Origin of the sequence: Paenibacillus sp. FSL L8-0644, assembly GCF_038008165.1 — a bacterium.
Taxonomy (GTDB): domain Bacteria; phylum Bacillota; class Bacilli; order Paenibacillales; family Paenibacillaceae; genus Paenibacillus; species Paenibacillus polymyxa_D.
In genome coordinates this window covers 2176210-2193711 of sequence record NZ_JBBOYN010000001.1, presented here as the reverse complement: position 1 = coordinate 2193711, position 17502 = coordinate 2176210, and the positions used below count along the sequence as shown (strand labels likewise).

At 47.9% G+C, this 17502-nt stretch carries 19 protein-coding genes; 2 read left to right on the top strand and 17 right to left on the bottom strand.

The window, feature by feature from the left end; genetic code table 11:
- Positions 1 to 9: 9 nt before the first annotated feature.
- From fabF to NSS94_RS10015, 9 genes are all read right to left on the bottom strand, one after another.
- Positions 10 to 1248: a beta-ketoacyl-ACP synthase II gene (gene fabF / locus NSS94_RS10055; RefSeq protein WP_029515005.1), complete on the bottom strand. Its 1239-nt coding sequence runs from the start codon at positions 1246 to 1248 to the stop codon at positions 10 to 12.
- Positions 1249 to 1476: 228 nt separating this feature from the next.
- Entirely contained in the window at positions 1477 to 1710 is a 234-nt protein-coding gene (locus NSS94_RS10050) for an acyl carrier protein (protein ID WP_007429985.1), read from the bottom strand.
- A gap of 108 nt (positions 1711 to 1818) precedes the next feature.
- Positions 1819 to 2568 (bottom strand): 3-oxoacyl-[acyl-carrier-protein] reductase, encoded by a 750-nt coding sequence (gene fabG, locus NSS94_RS10045; RefSeq protein WP_039274753.1) that lies wholly within the window; start codon positions 2566 to 2568, stop codon positions 1819 to 1821.
- Positions 2569 to 2618: 50 nt separating this feature from the next.
- On the bottom strand, positions 2619 to 3563 hold the full coding sequence (gene fabD, locus NSS94_RS10040; protein WP_165147628.1) for an ACP S-malonyltransferase: 945 nt from the start codon (positions 3561 to 3563) through the stop codon (positions 2619 to 2621).
- 81 nt (positions 3564 to 3644) lie between these two features.
- Positions 3645 to 4634, bottom strand: a complete 990-nt coding sequence (locus NSS94_RS10035) for a beta-ketoacyl-ACP synthase III (protein ID WP_029515009.1) — start codon at positions 4632 to 4634, stop codon at positions 3645 to 3647.
- A gap of 8 nt (positions 4635 to 4642) precedes the next feature.
- Positions 4643 to 5635 carry a phosphate acyltransferase PlsX gene (plsX, locus tag NSS94_RS10030; RefSeq protein WP_029515010.1) on the bottom strand — a complete coding sequence of 331 codons (993 nt, stop codon included), beginning with the start codon at positions 5633 to 5635 and terminating at the stop codon, positions 4643 to 4645.
- Complete coding sequence (gene fapR / locus NSS94_RS10025) at positions 5619 to 6215, bottom strand: transcription factor FapR (protein WP_039274761.1); 597 nt, start codon at positions 6213 to 6215, stop codon at positions 5619 to 5621. Before fapR ends, plsX begins: the two co-directional genes overlap by 17 nt.
- 281 nt (positions 6216 to 6496) lie before the next feature.
- Positions 6497 to 6670 carry a 50S ribosomal protein L32 gene (rpmF, locus tag NSS94_RS10020; protein WP_007429979.1) on the bottom strand — a complete coding sequence of 58 codons (174 nt, stop codon included), beginning with the start codon at positions 6668 to 6670 and terminating at the stop codon, positions 6497 to 6499.
- 186 nt (positions 6671 to 6856) lie between these two features.
- Positions 6857 to 7375, bottom strand: a complete 519-nt coding sequence (locus NSS94_RS10015) for a YceD family protein (protein WP_029515015.1) — start codon at positions 7373 to 7375, stop codon at positions 6857 to 6859.
- A 356-nt stretch (positions 7376 to 7731) separates the two neighbouring features.
- On the opposite strand from NSS94_RS10015, the gene NSS94_RS10010 reads away from it, so the two are divergent.
- Positions 7732 to 8958: a nucleotidyltransferase gene (locus NSS94_RS10010; protein ID WP_341039241.1), complete on the top strand. Its 1227-nt coding sequence runs from the start codon at positions 7732 to 7734 to the stop codon at positions 8956 to 8958.
- On the opposite strand, the gene NSS94_RS10005 is transcribed toward NSS94_RS10010, so the two are convergent.
- On the bottom strand, positions 8948 to 9979 hold the full coding sequence (locus NSS94_RS10005) for a YlbL family protein (RefSeq protein WP_029514737.1): 1032 nt from the start codon (positions 9977 to 9979) through the stop codon (positions 8948 to 8950). The genes NSS94_RS10010 and NSS94_RS10005 overlap by 11 nt on opposite strands.
- A gap of 197 nt (positions 9980 to 10176) precedes the next feature.
- Between NSS94_RS10005 and NSS94_RS10000 the strand changes: the two genes are divergently transcribed.
- Positions 10177 to 11460 carry a nucleoside recognition domain-containing protein gene (locus NSS94_RS10000; protein WP_069011387.1) on the top strand — a complete coding sequence of 428 codons (1284 nt, stop codon included), beginning with the start codon at positions 10177 to 10179 and terminating at the stop codon, positions 11458 to 11460.
- Here NSS94_RS10000 and coaD read toward each other — a convergent pair.
- The 7 genes from coaD to NSS94_RS09965 all read right to left on the bottom strand — a co-directional run bounded on the left by coaD (position 11423) and on the right by NSS94_RS09965 (position 17405).
- Positions 11423 to 11944 carry a pantetheine-phosphate adenylyltransferase gene (coaD, locus tag NSS94_RS09995; RefSeq protein WP_029514739.1) on the bottom strand — a complete coding sequence of 174 codons (522 nt, stop codon included), beginning with the start codon at positions 11942 to 11944 and terminating at the stop codon, positions 11423 to 11425. The genes NSS94_RS10000 and coaD overlap by 38 nt on opposite strands.
- Entirely contained in the window at positions 11937 to 12578 is a 642-nt protein-coding gene (rsmD, locus tag NSS94_RS09990; RefSeq protein WP_029514740.1) for a 16S rRNA (guanine(966)-N(2))-methyltransferase RsmD, read from the bottom strand. Before rsmD ends, coaD begins: the two co-directional genes overlap by 8 nt.
- 312 nt (positions 12579 to 12890) lie before the next feature.
- Positions 12891 to 13013, bottom strand: a complete 123-nt coding sequence (locus NSS94_RS09985) for a cyclic lactone autoinducer peptide (protein WP_023988155.1) — start codon at positions 13011 to 13013, stop codon at positions 12891 to 12893.
- Positions 13014 to 13018: 5 nt separating this feature from the next.
- Positions 13019 to 13534 carry an accessory gene regulator ArgB-like protein gene (locus NSS94_RS09980; protein ID WP_029514741.1) on the bottom strand — a complete coding sequence of 172 codons (516 nt, stop codon included), beginning with the start codon at positions 13532 to 13534 and terminating at the stop codon, positions 13019 to 13021.
- Entirely contained in the window at positions 13527 to 14159 is a 633-nt protein-coding gene (locus NSS94_RS09975) for a hypothetical protein (RefSeq protein ID WP_341039240.1), read from the bottom strand. The genes NSS94_RS09980 and NSS94_RS09975 overlap by 8 nt, the downstream gene beginning before the upstream one ends.
- A gap of 171 nt (positions 14160 to 14330) precedes the next feature.
- On the bottom strand, positions 14331 to 15449 hold the full coding sequence (locus NSS94_RS09970; protein WP_069011385.1) for an acyltransferase family protein: 1119 nt from the start codon (positions 15447 to 15449) through the stop codon (positions 14331 to 14333).
- A gap of 138 nt (positions 15450 to 15587) precedes the next feature.
- Complete coding sequence (locus NSS94_RS09965) at positions 15588 to 17405, bottom strand: APC family permease (RefSeq protein ID WP_029514744.1); 1818 nt, start codon at positions 17403 to 17405, stop codon at positions 15588 to 15590.
- Positions 17406 to 17502: the final 97 nt, after the last annotated feature.

Below are 17502 nucleotides of genomic sequence, written 5' to 3'. Positions count from 1 at the left end.
ACTGACCCCTTATGCTTCATATTTTTTTAGAATAACCGTAGCATTGTGACCGCCAAAACCAAAGGAATTGGACATAACCACATTCAGTTCCGCTTTTCTAGGCTTATTAGGTACATAATCAAGATCGCATGCCGGGTCTTGATTATCCAAATTAATCGTTGGCGGAATCGTCTGGTGCTGAAGGGCGAGACCACAGATCACGGCTTCAACGCCGCCCGCTGCACCCAATAAATGCCCTGTCATCGACTTAGTTGAGCTGATCGCTACCTTATAGGCATGATCTCCAAGCGTTTTCTTAACTGCTTCCGTTTCGGATTTATCACCGACTGGCGTAGACGTACCATGTGCATTGATATAATCAATCTCTTCAGGATTCAATCCGGCATCACGGATCGCCATTCTAATGCAGCGTGCTGCTCCCTCTGGATCAGGCTCCGTCATATGATGAGCATCGCCAGAAAGACCGTAGCCAATCACTTCACCGTAAATACGCGCACCACGCTTCAAAGCATGATCCAACGATTCCAGAATAAGAACACCAGAGCCTTCGCCCATAACAAACCCGTCTCTTTCGGTATCAAAAGGGCGGCTTGCCTTTTCAGGCTCGTCGTTACGCGTGGACATCGCTCGCATGGAACAAAATCCAGCCATACCAATCGGACGAATAGTCGCCTCAGCTCCTCCGCAAATCATGGCGTCTGCGTCACCGCGCTGAATCATGCGGAAGGAATCGCCAATAGCATGACTGCCCGTGGCACAAGCCGTAACTGGTGATGTATTGGGGCCTTTAGCACCGAGCGAAATCGACACTTGACCGGAACCCATATTAGCAATCATCATCGGGATGAAGAAAGGGCTTACGCGTTTAGGTCCTTTTTCAATCAGTGCGTTGTGCTGATCTTCCCAAGTTCCCAATCCGCCAATACCGGAACCGACAGATACACCAACACGCTCAGCTTCCGCATTTTCTCCGATTACAAGTCCGCTGTCCTCAAGCGCCAATTTACTAGCAGCAACCGCAAACTGCACAAAGCGGTCCATTTTACGCGCATCCTTACGTTCAATATAATCCTCTGGATTAAAATCTTTAATGGAAGCGGCTATTTTCGTAGTGTACTCACTTGTATCGAAAGCTTCGATTTCACTGACGCCGGATTTTCCGGCCATCAGATTATCCCATAGTGTGTTCAAATCCTGTCCCAGCGAAGTGATTACACCCATTCCTGTTATGACAACACGTTGTTTCAAAGATAATCACCTCTATGTCTACTGCATATTGTATTTTAAGACCGCACACTCTTGTGCGTAAAAATAATATAGAATCAACTAAAGTTAGTAATGCCGCATACTTCTCAGCCTTTGACTAAGTTAAGCTGAACCAAACTCAAAAACACGCAGCAATTCCGCCTTTAGTTCAATCTGTATAATTAGGAGAAAGTCCCGCCTGTAACAGAACGGGACTTTTGATGACATGAATTAGGTATGAGATTGTATGTACTTCACAACTTCACCTACAGTTGTAATTTTCTCTGCATCTTCATCAGAGATTTCCATATCAAACTCATCTTCCAATTCCATTACCAATTCAACTACATCGAGAGAATCAGCGCCTAAATCATCTTTAAAAGATGCTTCAAGTGTAACTTCGGCTTCGTCGGCTCCCAAACGGTCAACGACAATGCGTTTTACGCGCTCCAATACATCGGACATCCGGCTCACCTCCTCTTAGGTATTATACGAAAATTACAATTAAAATGCCATAGAAGAGAGTTTTCTTTGACAACTCTTCATCGGGGCATGCAGATTGGCAACATGCTACTACATATACATGCCGCCATCCACATGCAAAGTCTGGCCCGTCATATATGAGGAAGCATCCGAGGCCAAGAACAGCACCACGTCAGCAATTTCCTCAGGCCGTCCAAGACGGGCCAGCGGAATACCGCTAAGCATATTGTCACGCAAATCATCAGCCAGTACCTGTGTCATCTCAGTATCGATGAATCCGGGAGCTACACAGTTCACTGTAATACCTCTCGATGCAAGCTCTCGAGCAGAGGATTTGGTAAGACCAATCACCCCTGCTTTAGCAGCAACGTAGTTGGCTTGTCCTGCGTTGCCAAGGACACCAACCACGGAGGAGATATTGATAATTCGGCCAGAACGCTGTTTCATCATTGGACGTGTTGCCGCCTTAAGACAATTAAACACACCCTTCAGATTCGTTTCGATCACCTGATCGAATTCCTCTTCCTTCATGCGCATGATTAAATTATCTCTTGTTATGCCGGCATTATTCACCAGGATGTCAATCTTGCCCCAAGCGCCAATCACATCCTTGATCAACTGATCTGCTTCGTCAGCGCGACCGACATTAGCCTGAACTGTAATAGCCTCCACACCTTTGGCACGAATCTGCTCAGCTACCTCAGTCGCAGCCGCTTCACTGCCAGCATAGTTTACCGCCACATTAGCGCCTGCATCAGCCAGCGCCAGCGCGATACTACGGCCAATTCCGCGCGACGCTCCCGTAACGAGCGCCGTTTTTCCACTTAATGGCTTAGACATCATAGTCCTCCCTTGCAAGTATATAACCCGTTAAGGCAATGATTATACTTTTAACGGGCCTCCAAGGCTTCCGTTACAGAAGCAATCGACTCCAGGCTACTTATATTATACAGCTTAACCGTTTTGTCGATTTTTTTAACCAGTCCAGTCAAAACACTTCCCGGTCCAAACTCAACAAAAGTGTCAACACCTTGTTCCAGTAGCCATGCTACACTGTCTTCCCACAGTACCGGAGAATAGACCTGATCCACCAACAGTTGGCGGATTTCACTCCCCTCACGTACAGGTTTAGCTGTTACATTAGCCACCACCGGAATCTGAGCTTCAGAGAAAGTTACAGTCCCCAACTTGTCTGAGAGCTTGGTCGCTGCTTCCTTCATCAATGACGAGTGGAAAGGACCGCTAACCTCCAGAGTAATAGCACGCTTGCCGCCTGCTTCCTTCACACGTTCAGCGACAGCAGCTACGCCCTCCTTCGTACCAGATACAACAATTTGTCCAGGACAATTGATATTAGCTAGTTCGACCAGTTGACCAGACTCCGTAATATCACGGCACAATGCTGTCAATGCTTCACGATCAGCTCCCAACACAGCAGCCATACCGCCTTGTCCATCAGGAATAGCCTGTTCCATAAACTGACCACGTGCACGAACAGTCTCAACCGCATCCGCAAATGCAAGGACACCTGAAGCAACTAGCGCGCTGTACTCTCCTAGACTGTGTCCAGCTACATAATCGGGATGAATGTCCATTTTTTCCTTGAACGCTTCATACAGCGCAATGCTCGCCGTTAACAGTGCAGGCTGCGTATTGGATGTTTGCTTCAAAGCTGTGTCTGGCCCTTCAAAAACCAGTGTGCTTAGTGCGAACCCTAACCGTTCGTCCGCTTGGCGAAATACTTCTGTTGCAGCTGGAACTGCTTCATAAGCATCTTTAGCCATACCTACAGCTTGTGAACCCTGACCGGGGAATATAAATGCCGTTTTGCCCATCGTGTATGCACCTCTCTATATCCAATGCTTGTCCTGTAAAACACTACACAAATTCAATATTATATCAAAAATTCCATCTTATTACCAGACAAGAACCGACGCTCCCCAGGTCAAGCCACCGCCAAAGCCCACCATTAATACACGGTCGCCTTCCTTCATGCGGCCTTCCTCAGCTGCTTCTACTAGGGCGAGAGGGATTGATGCTGCGGATGTATTCGCATATTTATGAACATTAACAACTACCTTTTCCTCTGGCAAATCCAGACGTTGCATCGCCGATTGGATGATGCGAACATTGGCTTGATGTGGAACGAACAGATCAATATCATCTTTGGACAGCCCTGCTTTTTCCAACACATCAACCGTTGCCGTTCCCATAACACGAACCGCGAACTTGAACACTTCGCGTCCGTTCATGTAAATATAGTGCTGTTTATTCTCCAGTGTGTCTGCACTCGCAGGCAAACGCGAGCCACCAGCTTCCAGCTTAAGCAAGGTTCCACCTGCACCTTCAGCCCCGAGATCAAAGGATTGGAATCCTCTGCCTTCAGGCACTTCGCCAATCACTACAGCTCCTGCACCATCTCCGAATAGGACACAGGTATTGCGGTCGGTATAATCTGTAATCCGAGAAAGACAGTCTGCCCCAATGATTAACGCATTATTATAAATACCTGTCTTAATGAAGCTCGTTGCCGTAGCCAGTCCGTATACAAAACCCGAGCATGCCGCAGACAAATCGAAAGCCGCTGCGCCTTTGGCTCCCAGTTTGTCCTGAAGAATGCAGGCAGTTGACGGAAACGCCATATCCGGTGTAACCGTAGCTACAATAATTAAATCCAGATCCTGTGCCGTCATACCCGCGGACTCCAACGCCTTAATTGCTGCTTCATAAGCTAAATCAGATGTAGCCTGCTCTGGAGCTGCAATATGGCGCTCCTGAATCCCTGTACGGCTGACAATCCATTCATCACTTGTTTCTACGATTGCTTCCAAATCTTTATTCGTCAGAATTTTCTCAGGTACGTATTTCCCTGTTCCGATAACACCAACCGGCCGTAATTTATTCATATCGTCACTCACTTCCTGCTGATTTCCTTGGATATACTTTCCACCAACCGGTTTTGCAGGGCCGTACGAGCCTGCCTTACCGCATTTTTGACGGCAACGCCGTCAGACGAACCGTGACTTTTCAGGACGAGTCCACTCAAACCCAGCAAAGGAGCCCCACCATGCTCTTTATAATCCAATTTACCTTTCAGACTGCGGAGCTCAGGCATAATCAAGGCTGCCGCAAGCTTGGTCTTCAAGGATTTGGTGAATTGCTCTTTTAAGAGAGAAAATATGGCCCCCGCTGTACCCTCTAGTGATTTTAGCATGATATTTCCAGCAAATCCATCACACACCAGTACGTCGCAATTCCCAGTTAACACATCTCTCGATTCAACATTACCCACAAAATGGACAGGTAACTGCTCAATAAGTGGAAATGCCAACTTCGTCAGTTCATTGCCCTTCCCAGCTTCGGTCCCCACATTCAGCAGACCCACCCTTGGAGAAGCCACACCGTGAACTTTCTGACGATACAAGCTCCCCATCAGTGCATACTGGGCAAGATGCTCAGGCTTGGCATCCATATTGGCTCCCAAGTCAAGCGCCAGAATACCCTGATCGTCAATCGTCGGTATCATCGGCGCGAGAGCCGGACGTTCAATGCCCTCCATTCTTCCAACCACCAACAACCCCGTGGTCATTAGCGCGCCTGTATTACCTGCAGATATCATGGCATCCGCTTCGCCTTCTCTGACCATTCGACCAGCTACGACCATTGAAGCATCCTTTTTGCGGCGCACTGCCTTTACAGGCTCGTCCTGCGCATCTATCGTTTCGGATGCATGGCGAATGCTGAGGTTCGTCGGCAACGCTCTACCGTTCAGAACCGATTCAATTCGTTCCCGGTCACCAACCAGCGTAATGTCCGTATCCTTCCATTCCGCCGCCGCAGATAGCGCGCCCTCTACTGTCGCCTCAGGAGCATTATCTCCCCCCATGGCATCAATGGCGATCCGCATGCTGACTTCCTCCTTCGCTATACTCTTCCTCCGTGGAGCGATAAATGACAAAGTTGCCTTGGAACACCATTTCTTCTCCTACGTAGGCGAAAACTTCCACTTTAGCCTTCCCTTTTTGTTCTGGATTTGAACGTACATATGCCTTGGCAATGCACTTTTCACCTAAATGAACCGGGCGGACAAAGCGTATATCCGCTGATGCAGTCAATGCTATCTCATCATTAATCACAGCAACGGCCAATGAATTGGCCTGAGCAAATACATAATGCCCCCGCGCAATGCCAGTACGCGAAAAAACATGTTCCTCTTTAATCTCAAAAATCGAAATACCGCTTCGATCCAACTGCAGATCAACGATATCCCCGATCACTTCATGCAAAGGCAAGGAACGAACCTGGTCGTAGGAGCGCTCAGCCATCAGCTTTAGCCGTTCCCGCAATTCCGGGATTCCCAGCTCCATCCGGTCCAGCCGAATAGTCTGAATACTCACCTTCAGCTGTCTTGTCAATTCCTGATCCGTTACGAATGGATTATCATCAATTAATTGAGTCAGCCGCTGCTGTCTCTGTCTCTTCGGCAAACGTTCGATGTCAGTGACGCCTCCTTTCCCTACAATAAACCATCGTTCAGACGACAGTTCGGGTTACTTTACTTCACTTTCTAACGGCGAAACTTCAAGCCGATTTGTCTTCTTGTATGTATAAAGGAACCCCTTCGGCCCTTCTTTCTTAGAACCTGGTACTAAAACAGTATATAGCATGCTGACGTAAAAAGGAAGCATGCAGACAAAAAAAGTAGCGCCTCACTGAAGTGAAGCGCTACTTTTTCTGCGAAGATTCCAAAGAATCCGCTTATCGGACATTATTGAGAGATGATCTCTCTAGCTTTGTACGTTCCGCAAACTTTGCACACATGGTGAGCAAGTTTCAATTCGCCGCATTCGGAGCATTTCACCATACCTGGTACTGCCAGTTTAAAGTGAGTACGACGTTTGTCGCGACGAGTTTTGGATGTTCTCCGTTGAGGTACTGCCATTATTCCCACCTCCTTAACCAGATCAACCCCGCATAACGGGTATGACTTCTTATCTCATTCAAGACTGAAGAAAATGCCAGAAGCAATTATCTTACAGCCGGTGAATCAAGCCTGCAACATCCACGCATCGGTTCTGTAACTTTCCGGCACAAGCGGATGATGATTTTTCAGAATTGAACTCAATTCTCATTTAAAAAAATCCTTAAGCCCTGCCAGACGCGGATCAATCTTTTCCGTATCGCCATCGCTACTGTCATCGGAGCCAATACTCCAGTTTTGTCCGGTCTTTGGTGCGATTCCCTGACAATCCTCACTGCACAAAGGCGCAAACGGCACATGCAGTACAAACAGTTCTTCACAATACGGTGCAATGTCGAAGGAGTCCTCCGTCACTGCGATAAAATCGCCATCTTCATCCTCCTCTTCAACACTCGAAGAGGTTTGCTTGAACCGTTCACGGAATTCAATCTTTAAATCCTCGTGCATCGGGCTTAAACAGCGTGAGCAGAGCATGTCCAGACCTGCGGTCAACGTGCCTTCCACGCTCATCAACCCTTGACCCAGACTAACGGCGACCAAGTCGGTCTCCAGCGGGGAAACGGCCGTAACATCAGCACGATCATCCACCAATTCACTCACATTAAGAGATTCACGGATAGGAAAAGGACCGTCACTTGTTGCTACTTTGCGAAAAAATAGTTGCATCACTATCACTCCAAACAAACAAAAATTATTATACCGACTGATCGAGTCGTTTGTCAACACCTTTCACTTTACACCACTCACAAATCCACCGGTTTTCCAATGGTTCGACAAGTTTTATGCAGAAGCAAAAATGCATTGTGCTAAACATGTACTGATGAGTATTCGTACCCCCGCCACTCTTCGTGTACAATAATGCGAGTATAAAGCTTTTTCGTCCAGGTCTCAATGGTCTTGTTCATGCCGATGCTGAAAAATCAGTATAGCTGCCCTGAAAACAATCATTCACGGGTACTTAACCATTATTGTCAAAATAGTTATCCAATAAGCTACTATAAGAAAGGAGCCGACATACGGTCTTGAAAACACTCGGTATGATTGTAGAGTACAATCCCCTGCATAACGGACATGTCCATCACTGGGAGGAATCTCTTCGCATCACTGGTGCACAGCGCACAGTGGCTGTGATGAGTGGTCCTTTCCTTCAGCGAGGTGAACCCGCGATTACAGACAAATGGTCCCGCACCGAAATGGCACTCGCCATGGGTGTGGACCTCGTTCTGGAGCTGCCTGTGGCCTATGCCGTCCAGCCTGCAGAATGGTTTGCCCGCGGAGCAATCGCCCTGCTCCATGCGACAGGCATCGTAGACGCGCTCTGCTTCGGCAGCGAGAGCGGAGACATCGCCCCGCTGCGCGCGCTGGCCCGCGTGCTGGCGGCAGAGCCGGCCGAGCTCAAGGCCGGCATCGCGCAGCGCCTGAGTAGCGGCGCGAGCTATCCCGCTGCCTACGCGGGAGCCGCAGCCGCGCTCGCGGCCGAAGGAGCGGACGGCGCTGCGCTCATGCAGCAGCCCAACAATACGTTGGGGCTGCATTACTTGATTGCGCTGGAACGGCTGGGCAGCACAATCAAGCCCTTCACGGTAGCCCGCACGGGATCGGGCTACCATGAAGCCGTGGCCCCTGCGGACGGAGTCATCGCCAGTGCCACGGCCATTCGCCGTCTGCTGCTGGACGGCGGGCCGGAGGCCGCGTCGCCATACATACCTGCGGCGACACTGGGGATTTTGCGGCGCGAGTGGCAAGCCGGACGCGCACCGCTGCATTGGGAAGCGTTCAGCCAGCCGCTGCTGAACGCCCTGATCACACGTAGCTCGCAGCAGCTGGCGGAGCTGCACGAGGTCACCGAAGGGCTGGAGCATCGTCTGCGACAATCGCTGTACACGCTGCCCCAGCCCTCTGTGGAGGCCCTGCTCGCCGCGATCAAGACAAGGCGCTATACTCGTACGAAGCTTCAGCGGATGTGTGCACATATTTTGCTGAATCATGCCAAAGCCGATATGACTCCGGCTGAGCTGGCGAAAGGTCCGGGCTATATCCGCGTGCTTGGCTTTAACAGGGCTGGACGCGAACTGCTTGCACGTATGAAGCAGACAGCTACCCTTCCGGTATGGGTCAAGCTGTCTACCGGATCACATCCTCATCTGGACTGGGATACCGCCGCAGCCGCCATACATGCAGCCGGGATGCCACGCCCCGCCATCCGCGACATGTATGCTGATTACTTGCGACCGCCCATTATGGTTTGATGGGCAGCTTTTCCATATAATTCAGCGCATCGCCAAGCTTGCGAACCGGAACAAGCTTCATCCGGGTTCCAATTTGCTCAGCTTTGGTCTTGGCCTCTTTATAATTATCCGCAGGGACGAAAAACAAATCCGCACCCTGACGGTCAGCAGCAACTATTTTATACTTTGCACCACCAATCGCTCCAACCTGACCGTCCTTATCAATGGTACCCGTACCGGCTACACGATATCCCTTACTCAAATCACCTGGTGTCAGTTGGTTATAGATTTCCATGGTAAACATCAAACCTGCCGAAGGACCACCAACATCCGTAGATGTAAAATGAATCGTTTTACGTCCATCCTTCGGCTCTACCTTCTGTACCGTGGCAATACTGACGCCAAATCCGGAACGTTGCTTGCCCGTCTCACTGTCCGTAATGGTCGTTAAAGGAGCTTGCACGGACAGCAACTTTCCATCGCGCTTTAGCTTCACTTTAGCCATTATTCCCGGTTTTTCGTCCTCCAAAGCCTTCCGAATGGAACGATTATCGGTCACCCTCACGCCGTTCAGCTCCAATATTTCATCCCCGGGGTCAAACACGCTGCTCGATCCCGGGACCTTAAATACATACACGTAATCCGGCACAATGCGATAGGGGACATGGGCACGGGTGTAGGCAGCCTCCATCGCGGAAGATTGGGAATCCCCCATATACCATAACTGTTCTGCCGCATACTCGTCTTCACTTTTTCCATGCAGACGATCCTCTTTGCGCTGAATCTCCGAATTGCGGTCCAACTTGGACAGACCCAACATGATAACATTGGCATAACGCGCCGATACCGTCGTCATCATAAAGGCCCCCCGTTCGATGCTGTCACCCTCCCGGACTCTAACCATCGGTTTGATCTCATTTGCCCCACCTGGTCCGTAGATCAGATAAGGGGTTGGCATATAGACCAGCACATAGACCATTGCAGCCAGCATTAAGACATAACCGGTTGTAAAAAAAGCTCTTTTCCGGTTTATTCGTTTCATTGCTTCTCCCCCCTTCCAGCCTAACTTCTCCCATCTTATCCAAGTGCCTCTGTGCACCTGTTCTCAAGCCTTTCAAAAAAGCATACATTATTTACGACAACGTATACGAACAACCTATCCCAAGACAACGAACGTGAATAAACGCTGGAGATAGCATCCGACTCTCCTTAGCATATTTATGAGAGGTGAATTTTTTGATGCAAAAGGAAGCCCATTCCGCTCCTTATTGGACAACCGTACTGCTTGGCCTCGGAGCCATTTTGCTTGTACTGGCTGTTGTCGCCTCACCAGAAAAAGTATTTCAAGCCTCTACTCAAGGCCTTAAGCTATGGTGGAGTATTATTTTCCCAGCTATGCTACCTTTTTTGATGCTGTCCGAAATGCTCATCGCCTTTGGTCTAGTACATGGACTAGGTGTCCTGCTGGAGCCGTTTATGCGATTCTGGTTCCGTCTACCCGGACGAAGTGGCTGGGTGTTGGCCCTCGGCCTGACCGCGGGATTCCCGGCTGCTGCGGAAGCAGTACGCCAATGGTCACAACAGGAAGATATGACCGCGCTTCAGCTTCGACGTCTAACCGCCATCGCTCATTTCTGCAATCCGATTACCATCCTGCTCGTCATCGGGACAGGGCTACTGCACAATGCTGCCGTAGGCGTGATGTTACTTGCCGTTCACTGGATTTCCGGGCTGCTGGCAGGCTGGATCACCGCCAGACTACCTGTATCGTCCAAAGAATTGCAAAAACGGGAAACGCCAGCTGCCCTTCGGCGCACCTCAGTTTCCCGTACTTCTCCCTCCCTGATCCGATCCGCATGGGAAGCTACCCGTTCTGCCAGAGAACGGGACGGCCGCAGCTTCGGAAAACTGTTGGGCGAAACCGTATCCCATGCTGTACAGACGCTGATGGTGACAGGTGGATTCATTATTTTCTTTTCCGTACTGATTCGACTGCTGTCCATATACACAGGCCAAGGATCGCTTTCTTTCATATGGCCTGCTTGGATGGAAATCCATCTGGGTTCCTATGAAACCAGCCGTCTGCCCTACGATCTCCGTACACAAGCAGCGCTGATCAGTGCTGTGTTGGGCTGGGGCGGCCTGTGCGGCTGGCTTCAAATTACCGCCGTCACCAGACCTTCCGACAAGGGTATCACCTTCACCTTGTCACGAGTGCTCCATGGGATCATTGCTTTTGGACTTACCTTGGCGACATGGGTCCCGCTTAACCGCATCGTCAGCAATACAATTCCCGCTTACGTCAGTCGCAGTTCTGTGTCTTCTTTTGCGGAAAGCGTAAATGAATCCGGCACGCATCCTGTCATGGCCGAAGCCAGCAGCTTACTAACACAAATAGAAGGAACATCTATGTACCCCTGGCAACTAACCGTACTGTCCATTGCGCTGCTGGGTACAATTATAGTTACCCTGCTGGCCTTTTCCTTTATGACTTCATGGTGGAGCCGCCGCGATTTGCGTTGACCTTTGCACGCAGCGCGTCTTCCACCTCCGGTGCCACCAGATCTACAACCTTGCCATCAAAATGCGCAATTTCCTTCACCATACTGGAACTCAGATATGAATAAGCCGGATTGGTCATCATAAAGATCGTTTCCGCATCCGGGTTCAGCTTATGATTTGTAGAGGCTAATTGCAGCTCATATTCAAAATCAGTCACCGACCGGATTCCTCTGACAATAACTTGGGCCCCTTTTTGACGTACATAATTAGCTGTCAAATCACGGAAGCTGTCCACCTCAACGTTCGGGATATTGCGAGTTACCGTTCGCAGCAGCTCCATTCGTTCCTCAAGTGAAAACAGCGGATTTTTACTAATATTGTTAAGAACCGCGACAATCAATAGATCAAACTGTCTGGCTGCTCTTTGAATAATATCCTGGTGCCCCATTGTCACAGGATCAAAGGTTCCCGGATATACGGCAATACGTGGTTTGTGCTCAATCATGATGGTCCTCCCCGTCTGATTCGATGATGCCGAACTTGACCACTCCGGCTTCTGTATGTTCTTCGACATCCGATAAAGCATCGGCTGCAAAATGATAAATGGATAACGCCGTTTCCCCATAGACTGCTTTTCTAACCTGTTCGAACGGCCCGAAGCTTTCCGGATATTCATGTCCCGATTCATACTCCAGCACGATGATTGCATCTGAACGAAGCAAGTTCAATTCAACCATACGGCTCATCAATTCATCTCCGTGTTTGAGACGATAGGGCGGATCCAGAAAAACAGCATCAAAAAGAGCTCCACGTTTTGCCAGCGCCTTGAGCGCTCGTCCGGCATCATTGCGGAACACTTCGGCCTGTCCTTCCAATCCAGTTTTTCGCAAATTTTCTTTAATGACATCAATGCTTTTGGATTCCATATCAATAAAAACAGCCTTGTCCATCCCCCGGCTAAGCGCCTCTATACCCAGGCCGCCACTGCCAGCAAACAGATCAAGTGCGACTCCCCCATCAAAATAAGGACCTATCATGCTAAATAGCGCTTCCTTGACCTTATCCGTGGTTGGCCGCGTCCCTGTGCCGGGAACTGCCTTTAACGGCCTTCCTTTGGCACTACCTGATACCACTCTCACGCTGAAACTCACCTATTTTCTATATGTGTTCATAACCATAGATTATGACGCTATCGTACCACATGCACCGCCGTTTGAAAAACTTAGGATGAGGCAGGTATAAAAAACCATTCCCTGGGCATCCTTAGGATATCGGCATTCAACCAATGTCGTAGACAACCGCGGAGAAGACTTACGTTTCCCCATAAGCTCTTCGTCCGGTTTCTCCTCTCCCATTCGGGCGCTCTTTAAATGGAGCGCCTGATTTTTTCGCATAAAAAGAAGCTGCTTAATAGCAGCTCTATGTATCATTTTTCTATCTCGGCATTTTGTTTATTTCAGTAGTTCCTCGGGTGTATCCCCTTGATAAACATACACGTAACTCGCCACTGATACAGCAAATGTAGCAAACATAGACAACGATGTGGCTAACCCATATACCATTTTTCTCATCATTCCACTCACCTCCTTCCCCGGATCAATGTTAGGCTTTGGACCAAAAAAGCAACAGCCACTACAGAGGAACCGATTACAAAATTAGTACATACAAGCAAGGAGGATAACAGCCGCAAGAAGGGATAAAACCGTACTGGAATGCGCGACTGCTTTTCAATTCTGGACGGGGCAAAACATAAAACGAAAATGAGAGCTATTCCGGTAAACAGGTTTGTCCACCCACTATTTAAGGCAATGCAGGATATGTAAGTAAAAGCTGCTGAGGTCACCAACACACATGTCATGCCCGTTTTCAAATGAATGCCTCCTGACATTTGGCGCAGTAGGGCGAAAGCGACGAGAATCGTAACAGCCTCTACCATACGCCCCGTGAAGAATGAGGCGAATAGTGTCAACACAATGATCAGGGACGCATTCAGAATGAGAGCAAGTGCGTATTTAAGTACCGCGACAGAGGCCGGATGATCAGGCACAGTACGTTTGATCTGGTTAGCAAGTTTGAAAGCCATCGCTTCAATCATCCCGGTATTCCTTTCCGATTGCATAATAGATGAAAAATCCCGAAACCAGTGCAAAAAATATCATACTTAACCATACCTCGTTATAGTAGAGCACAATAGAAGTTGAAATGAGAGACAGGATAATCAGCGTGATGACAATGCCATATTCCTCTTTGAACTTAAGCTTCTTGAAATTAGGGGAAAAGCCGATCCCTTTTCGATACAACATCAATGAAATAAGCAGTCCTACTGCTGCGCTTACCACTTGTAGCAGATAGCCCTTCAAGGACCCATCCTGCAGCTCAGAAACCGGAAGATTGCCGAACATGACTTTTAAGAGTACCGACTGAACAACGGCATATGCAAAATAACCTGTAACCGTCATAATACCGGACCACACAATCGGAATCTTCACGACCGTAGCGAGTAAAAAAATAAAAAGCAGCATATTTACGACAGGCACCAAATACGAAAGGGAAAACTCTTCTCTAAGCATATAACTTTGCATATTCATAATCAGGTTAACAAAAATGGTCTGCCATAGATAAGGGGTCATTTTAACTTTAAAAATACTCAAAATAAGCGCAAAAACAGCGACTCCCTCAAGTGTGGAGAAAAGCAAAAAGCCGATTGGCTTCAAAAGCATGCGTGCATCTCCTTTACAATTCCAACAAACCTCATCGGTGTATTCAAAAACTTGGATGTACATCGAATATAAAGGGCTGGGAGCTACTTTTCAAGAGGTCTTTTCAATTATTTCATAAATTTATTCAAGCACTTCAACCAAATGTTATCGGATGCTGCTTCAAGTTGTAGCTTAGGCAACACTTTCTTTGACCGAATCTCCCTGCTTGCGCACAGGCTTCATACGTGATATAAGCTTTTTCCCCCAACGGATACCGGGCTGTTCAATCCACGAGTAGGTAAACCAAGATAGTCCGATGGTGACTAGCAACGTCATGATAAACATAAGTGTGAGGCTGACTAGGGGAGCAAAAGGTATTTTAACCTGTACGATTAGTCCCAGAGCCAGCATATGCGTTAAATACATGCTGTAGCTAAGGCGGCCGATCCATGACCATACCCGATTAAGCAGCCATATCGGCTGCCAGTGATACAAAGCATACGCTCCCAGCAGCAACCCGACACCTATGAGAACATCGGTCATGCCTTCTAAAAATGAAAATAGCACAGAAACAAGCAGCAAACCTCCACTGACTCGGTCTATACTTTTCCAATGCCGCTCGTCTTTCCAAATGAAAAACAACAATATACCTAGCCCAAAGACAGGCAATTGATTCGGAAACCATAAATACAGATAGTGCCCCCATAAAGAGTGATCACTAATCCATGGATATTGAACACTTACCGTATTTAGCCCCAAGCTTACCACAAGCGCCATCACGACAAACCACGTCGCATGGCGGACGGATCGGATCAGCTTAAATAATAGAGGGATAAACAGATAAAACATACATTCCACCGCAATGGACCATTCCACACCGATAATGCTGTTGATCCAGTACGGATTCAGACCATTCAAAAACAGGACATGAGCTGCGATATTGGCGGCAGTGACTCCCTCCTGATCCCCAAGCCAAAATCGTGGACCTGTCCCGTTCACAACTAAATAGATTCCTAACATCACGTAATACAAAGGAGCAATCCGAAAAAAACGACGCATCAGGTAAGCTGAAATTCTTTCACTCTTGTTACCCGAACGTCTGCTTAAGGACAAAAATAGCGTAAAAGCGCTGGCCATATAAAATAAAGCGACACCTTTGGCTCCTATACTCAAGCCTTTTTGCAACCAACCGTTTAATCCGTCCACATGCTGGCTGACATGCACAAGTAAAACTCCAATAATAGCCAGCGCCCTTAGCGTATCTACAAATTGCAGCTTGTCATCTTCCATTTTCCCCTTAGCTTCGGGCATCGTATCCCTCCATAACAGCCTCAAATGATACATTTTGTATCTATAATACACAAAATGTATCACTAAAGTAAATATCCTCGTTATGCAAAAAAACACCTTCCGACCGCAAAGAAATGCGGCCAAAAGATGTTCATTTTGTCATTTGTTTAAATGAAAAGGTACGGTCGTTACGATCACGTCTTTATAATTAATTAAATAAGCTCTCATCAGTAAGCTGGTCTGATTGTGTAGAATATTTTCCCACCAGTGCTTGGTGATGAATTGTGGAATGAGAACAGTGATATGGTCCTCGTCTGCTTTTTTCCACTCTACTGTATCGATGAACTTGCGAAGCGGATTAATAATGCTGCGATAACGGGATTTCAGTACGACCAAACGTATACCGACATCCCACTCTTCCCATTTCTGTTCCATTTTGCGAATTGCATCATCATCCACACCCACATATACGGCAACCACATTGTCCGACAAGGTTTTGGCATAGCTGATCGTATTCATGACGACTCGCGTAATGCCTGCCACCGGAATAATAATCGTATTGCCTTTCACCATAGGTTTATCCTTGGTAATATCAATGCGCAGTTGTTCAGCCGTATTTTTGTAATGCCTGTTGATCTTCATAAAGAAATACAGAACCAAAGGCAGGAAGATAAAGACTACCCACACCTGGCTAAACTTGGTGAAGATAAAGATGAGCGTAATCGACAGCGTGGTCAGCATCCCAACCGTATTAATAGCAAGTTTGACAATCCAGCCTGGCGGTTTGAGCTTGATCCAGCGAATCATCATACCAAGCTGTGAAAGGGTAAACGGGATAAATACCCCTACTGCATAAAGCGGGATCAGATTTTCTGTGTTGCCGCCAAATACGATGACCAGCAATGCCGAGAAGATACTCAGAAACAAAATACCATTAGAGTATCCGAGCCGATCTCCACGAACCATGAACATGTGCGGCATGTATTTGTCCTTCGCGAGCATAAAAGCAAGCAATGGAAAGGCCGAATAGGCTGTATTCGCCGCCAAAAACAAGATGAGCGCCGTTACACCCTGAATGATGTAATACATCACACCGCGCCCGAAAGTGGCGTTCGCAATTTGCGAAATGACCGTTTCATGCGGATTAGGACGAACACCGTACCAATAAGCCAGCAAACTGATTCCGATAAACATACACCCGAGAATCAAACCCATCATCATTAGTGTAGTTGCTGCATTTTTGGCAGCTGGCTTGCGGAAGTTCGGAATGGCATTCGAGACAGCTTCTACCCCAGTTAACGCCGAGCAACCCGAGCTGAACGCCTTCAGTAACAGGAACAGGCTGACGTTGGATACCGTAGCTCCAAATTGCGGTGCTGCAGCATGAGCTCCCCCTGCCACGTAATGAATGATACCGCTAATAATCAAAACAAATATGGCAACAACAAATAAGTAAATCGGTACAGCCAGCACTGAGGCAGATTCTGTTACTCCGCGCAAGTTCATAATCGTCAAAAAGATGATCATAATTAGAGCAATGGCGATCCGATGATCATGTAACGATGGGAACGCCGATGTAATGGCATCTGTACCTGCTGATGAGCTAACTGCTACCGTCAGAATATAATCGACCAGCAAAGAACCGCCTGCAATCAGACTCGGACTCTTTCCCAAATTGTCCTGTGCAACAATGTACGCTCCTCCGCCACCAGGATAGGAAAAAATGGTCTGTCTATAAGACAGGATCAGAATGATCAGCAAACCCAATACCGCAATGGATATAGGAATGGAATACCATAGGGCAGCAAAGCCGGCTGTAATTAAAACCAGCAGAATTTGCTCCGTTCCATAAGCTACAGAGGATAAGGCATCTGAGGACAGAATGGCCAGTGCCTTGAGCTTATTCAGCTTCTCATCTTCAAGGGCCGTCGACTTTCGCGGACGACCGATTAATAATCTTTTGACTTTGCTCAGCATTTCGTTGACTCCTTCTTTGGATGAGGGTTTTGCAAAAGAATTATGGATCTTATGTTTATTATGTCACCTGCACATCAGATTGATGAAACAAATGAAC

Excerpts from the sequence above, each read along its gene's own strand:
- NSS94_RS10050 (WP_007429985.1), bottom strand. The coding sequence starts at position 1,710 with ATGTCCGATGTATTGGAGCGCGTAAAACGCATTGTCGTTGACCGTTTG.
- fabG (WP_039274753.1), bottom strand. The coding sequence starts at position 2,568 with ATGTCTAAGCCATTAAGTGGAAAAACGGCGCTCGTTACGGGAGCGTCG.
- fabD (WP_165147628.1), bottom strand. The coding sequence starts at position 3,563 with ATGGGCAAAACGGCATTTATATTCCCCGGTCAGGGTTCACAAGCTGTA.
- NSS94_RS10035 (WP_029515009.1), bottom strand. The coding sequence starts at position 4,634 with ATGAATAAATTACGGCCGGTTGGTGTTATCGGAACAGGGAAATACGTA.
- plsX (WP_029515010.1), bottom strand. The coding sequence starts at position 5,635 with ATGCGGATCGCCATTGATGCCATGGGGGGAGATAATGCTCCTGAGGCG.
- rpmF (WP_007429979.1), bottom strand. The coding sequence starts at position 6,670 with ATGGCAGTACCTCAACGGAGAACATCCAAAACTCGTCGCGACAAACGT.
- NSS94_RS10015 (WP_029515015.1), bottom strand. The coding sequence starts at position 7,375 with ATGCAACTATTTTTTCGCAAAGTAGCAACAAGTGACGGTCCTTTTCCT.
- NSS94_RS10005 (WP_029514737.1), bottom strand. The coding sequence starts at position 9,979 with ATGAAACGAATAAACCGGAAAAGAGCTTTTTTTACAACCGGTTATGTC.
- NSS94_RS10000 (WP_069011387.1), top strand. The coding sequence starts at position 10,177 with ATGCAAAAGGAAGCCCATTCCGCTCCTTATTGGACAACCGTACTGCTT.
- coaD (WP_029514739.1), bottom strand. The coding sequence starts at position 11,944 with ATGATTGAGCACAAACCACGTATTGCCGTATATCCGGGAACCTTTGAT.
- NSS94_RS09985 (WP_023988155.1), bottom strand. The coding sequence starts at position 13,013 with ATGATGAGAAAAATGGTATATGGGTTAGCCACATCGTTGTCTATGTTT.
- NSS94_RS09980 (WP_029514741.1), bottom strand. The coding sequence starts at position 13,534 with ATGATTGAAGCGATGGCTTTCAAACTTGCTAACCAGATCAAACGTACT.
- NSS94_RS09975 (WP_341039240.1), bottom strand. The coding sequence starts at position 14,159 with ATGCTTTTGAAGCCAATCGGCTTTTTGCTTTTCTCCACACTTGAGGGA.
- NSS94_RS09970 (WP_069011385.1), bottom strand. The coding sequence starts at position 15,449 with ATGCCCGAAGCTAAGGGGAAAATGGAAGATGACAAGCTGCAATTTGTA.
- NSS94_RS09965 (WP_029514744.1), bottom strand. The coding sequence starts at position 17,405 with ATGCTGAGCAAAGTCAAAAGATTATTAATCGGTCGTCCGCGAAAGTCG.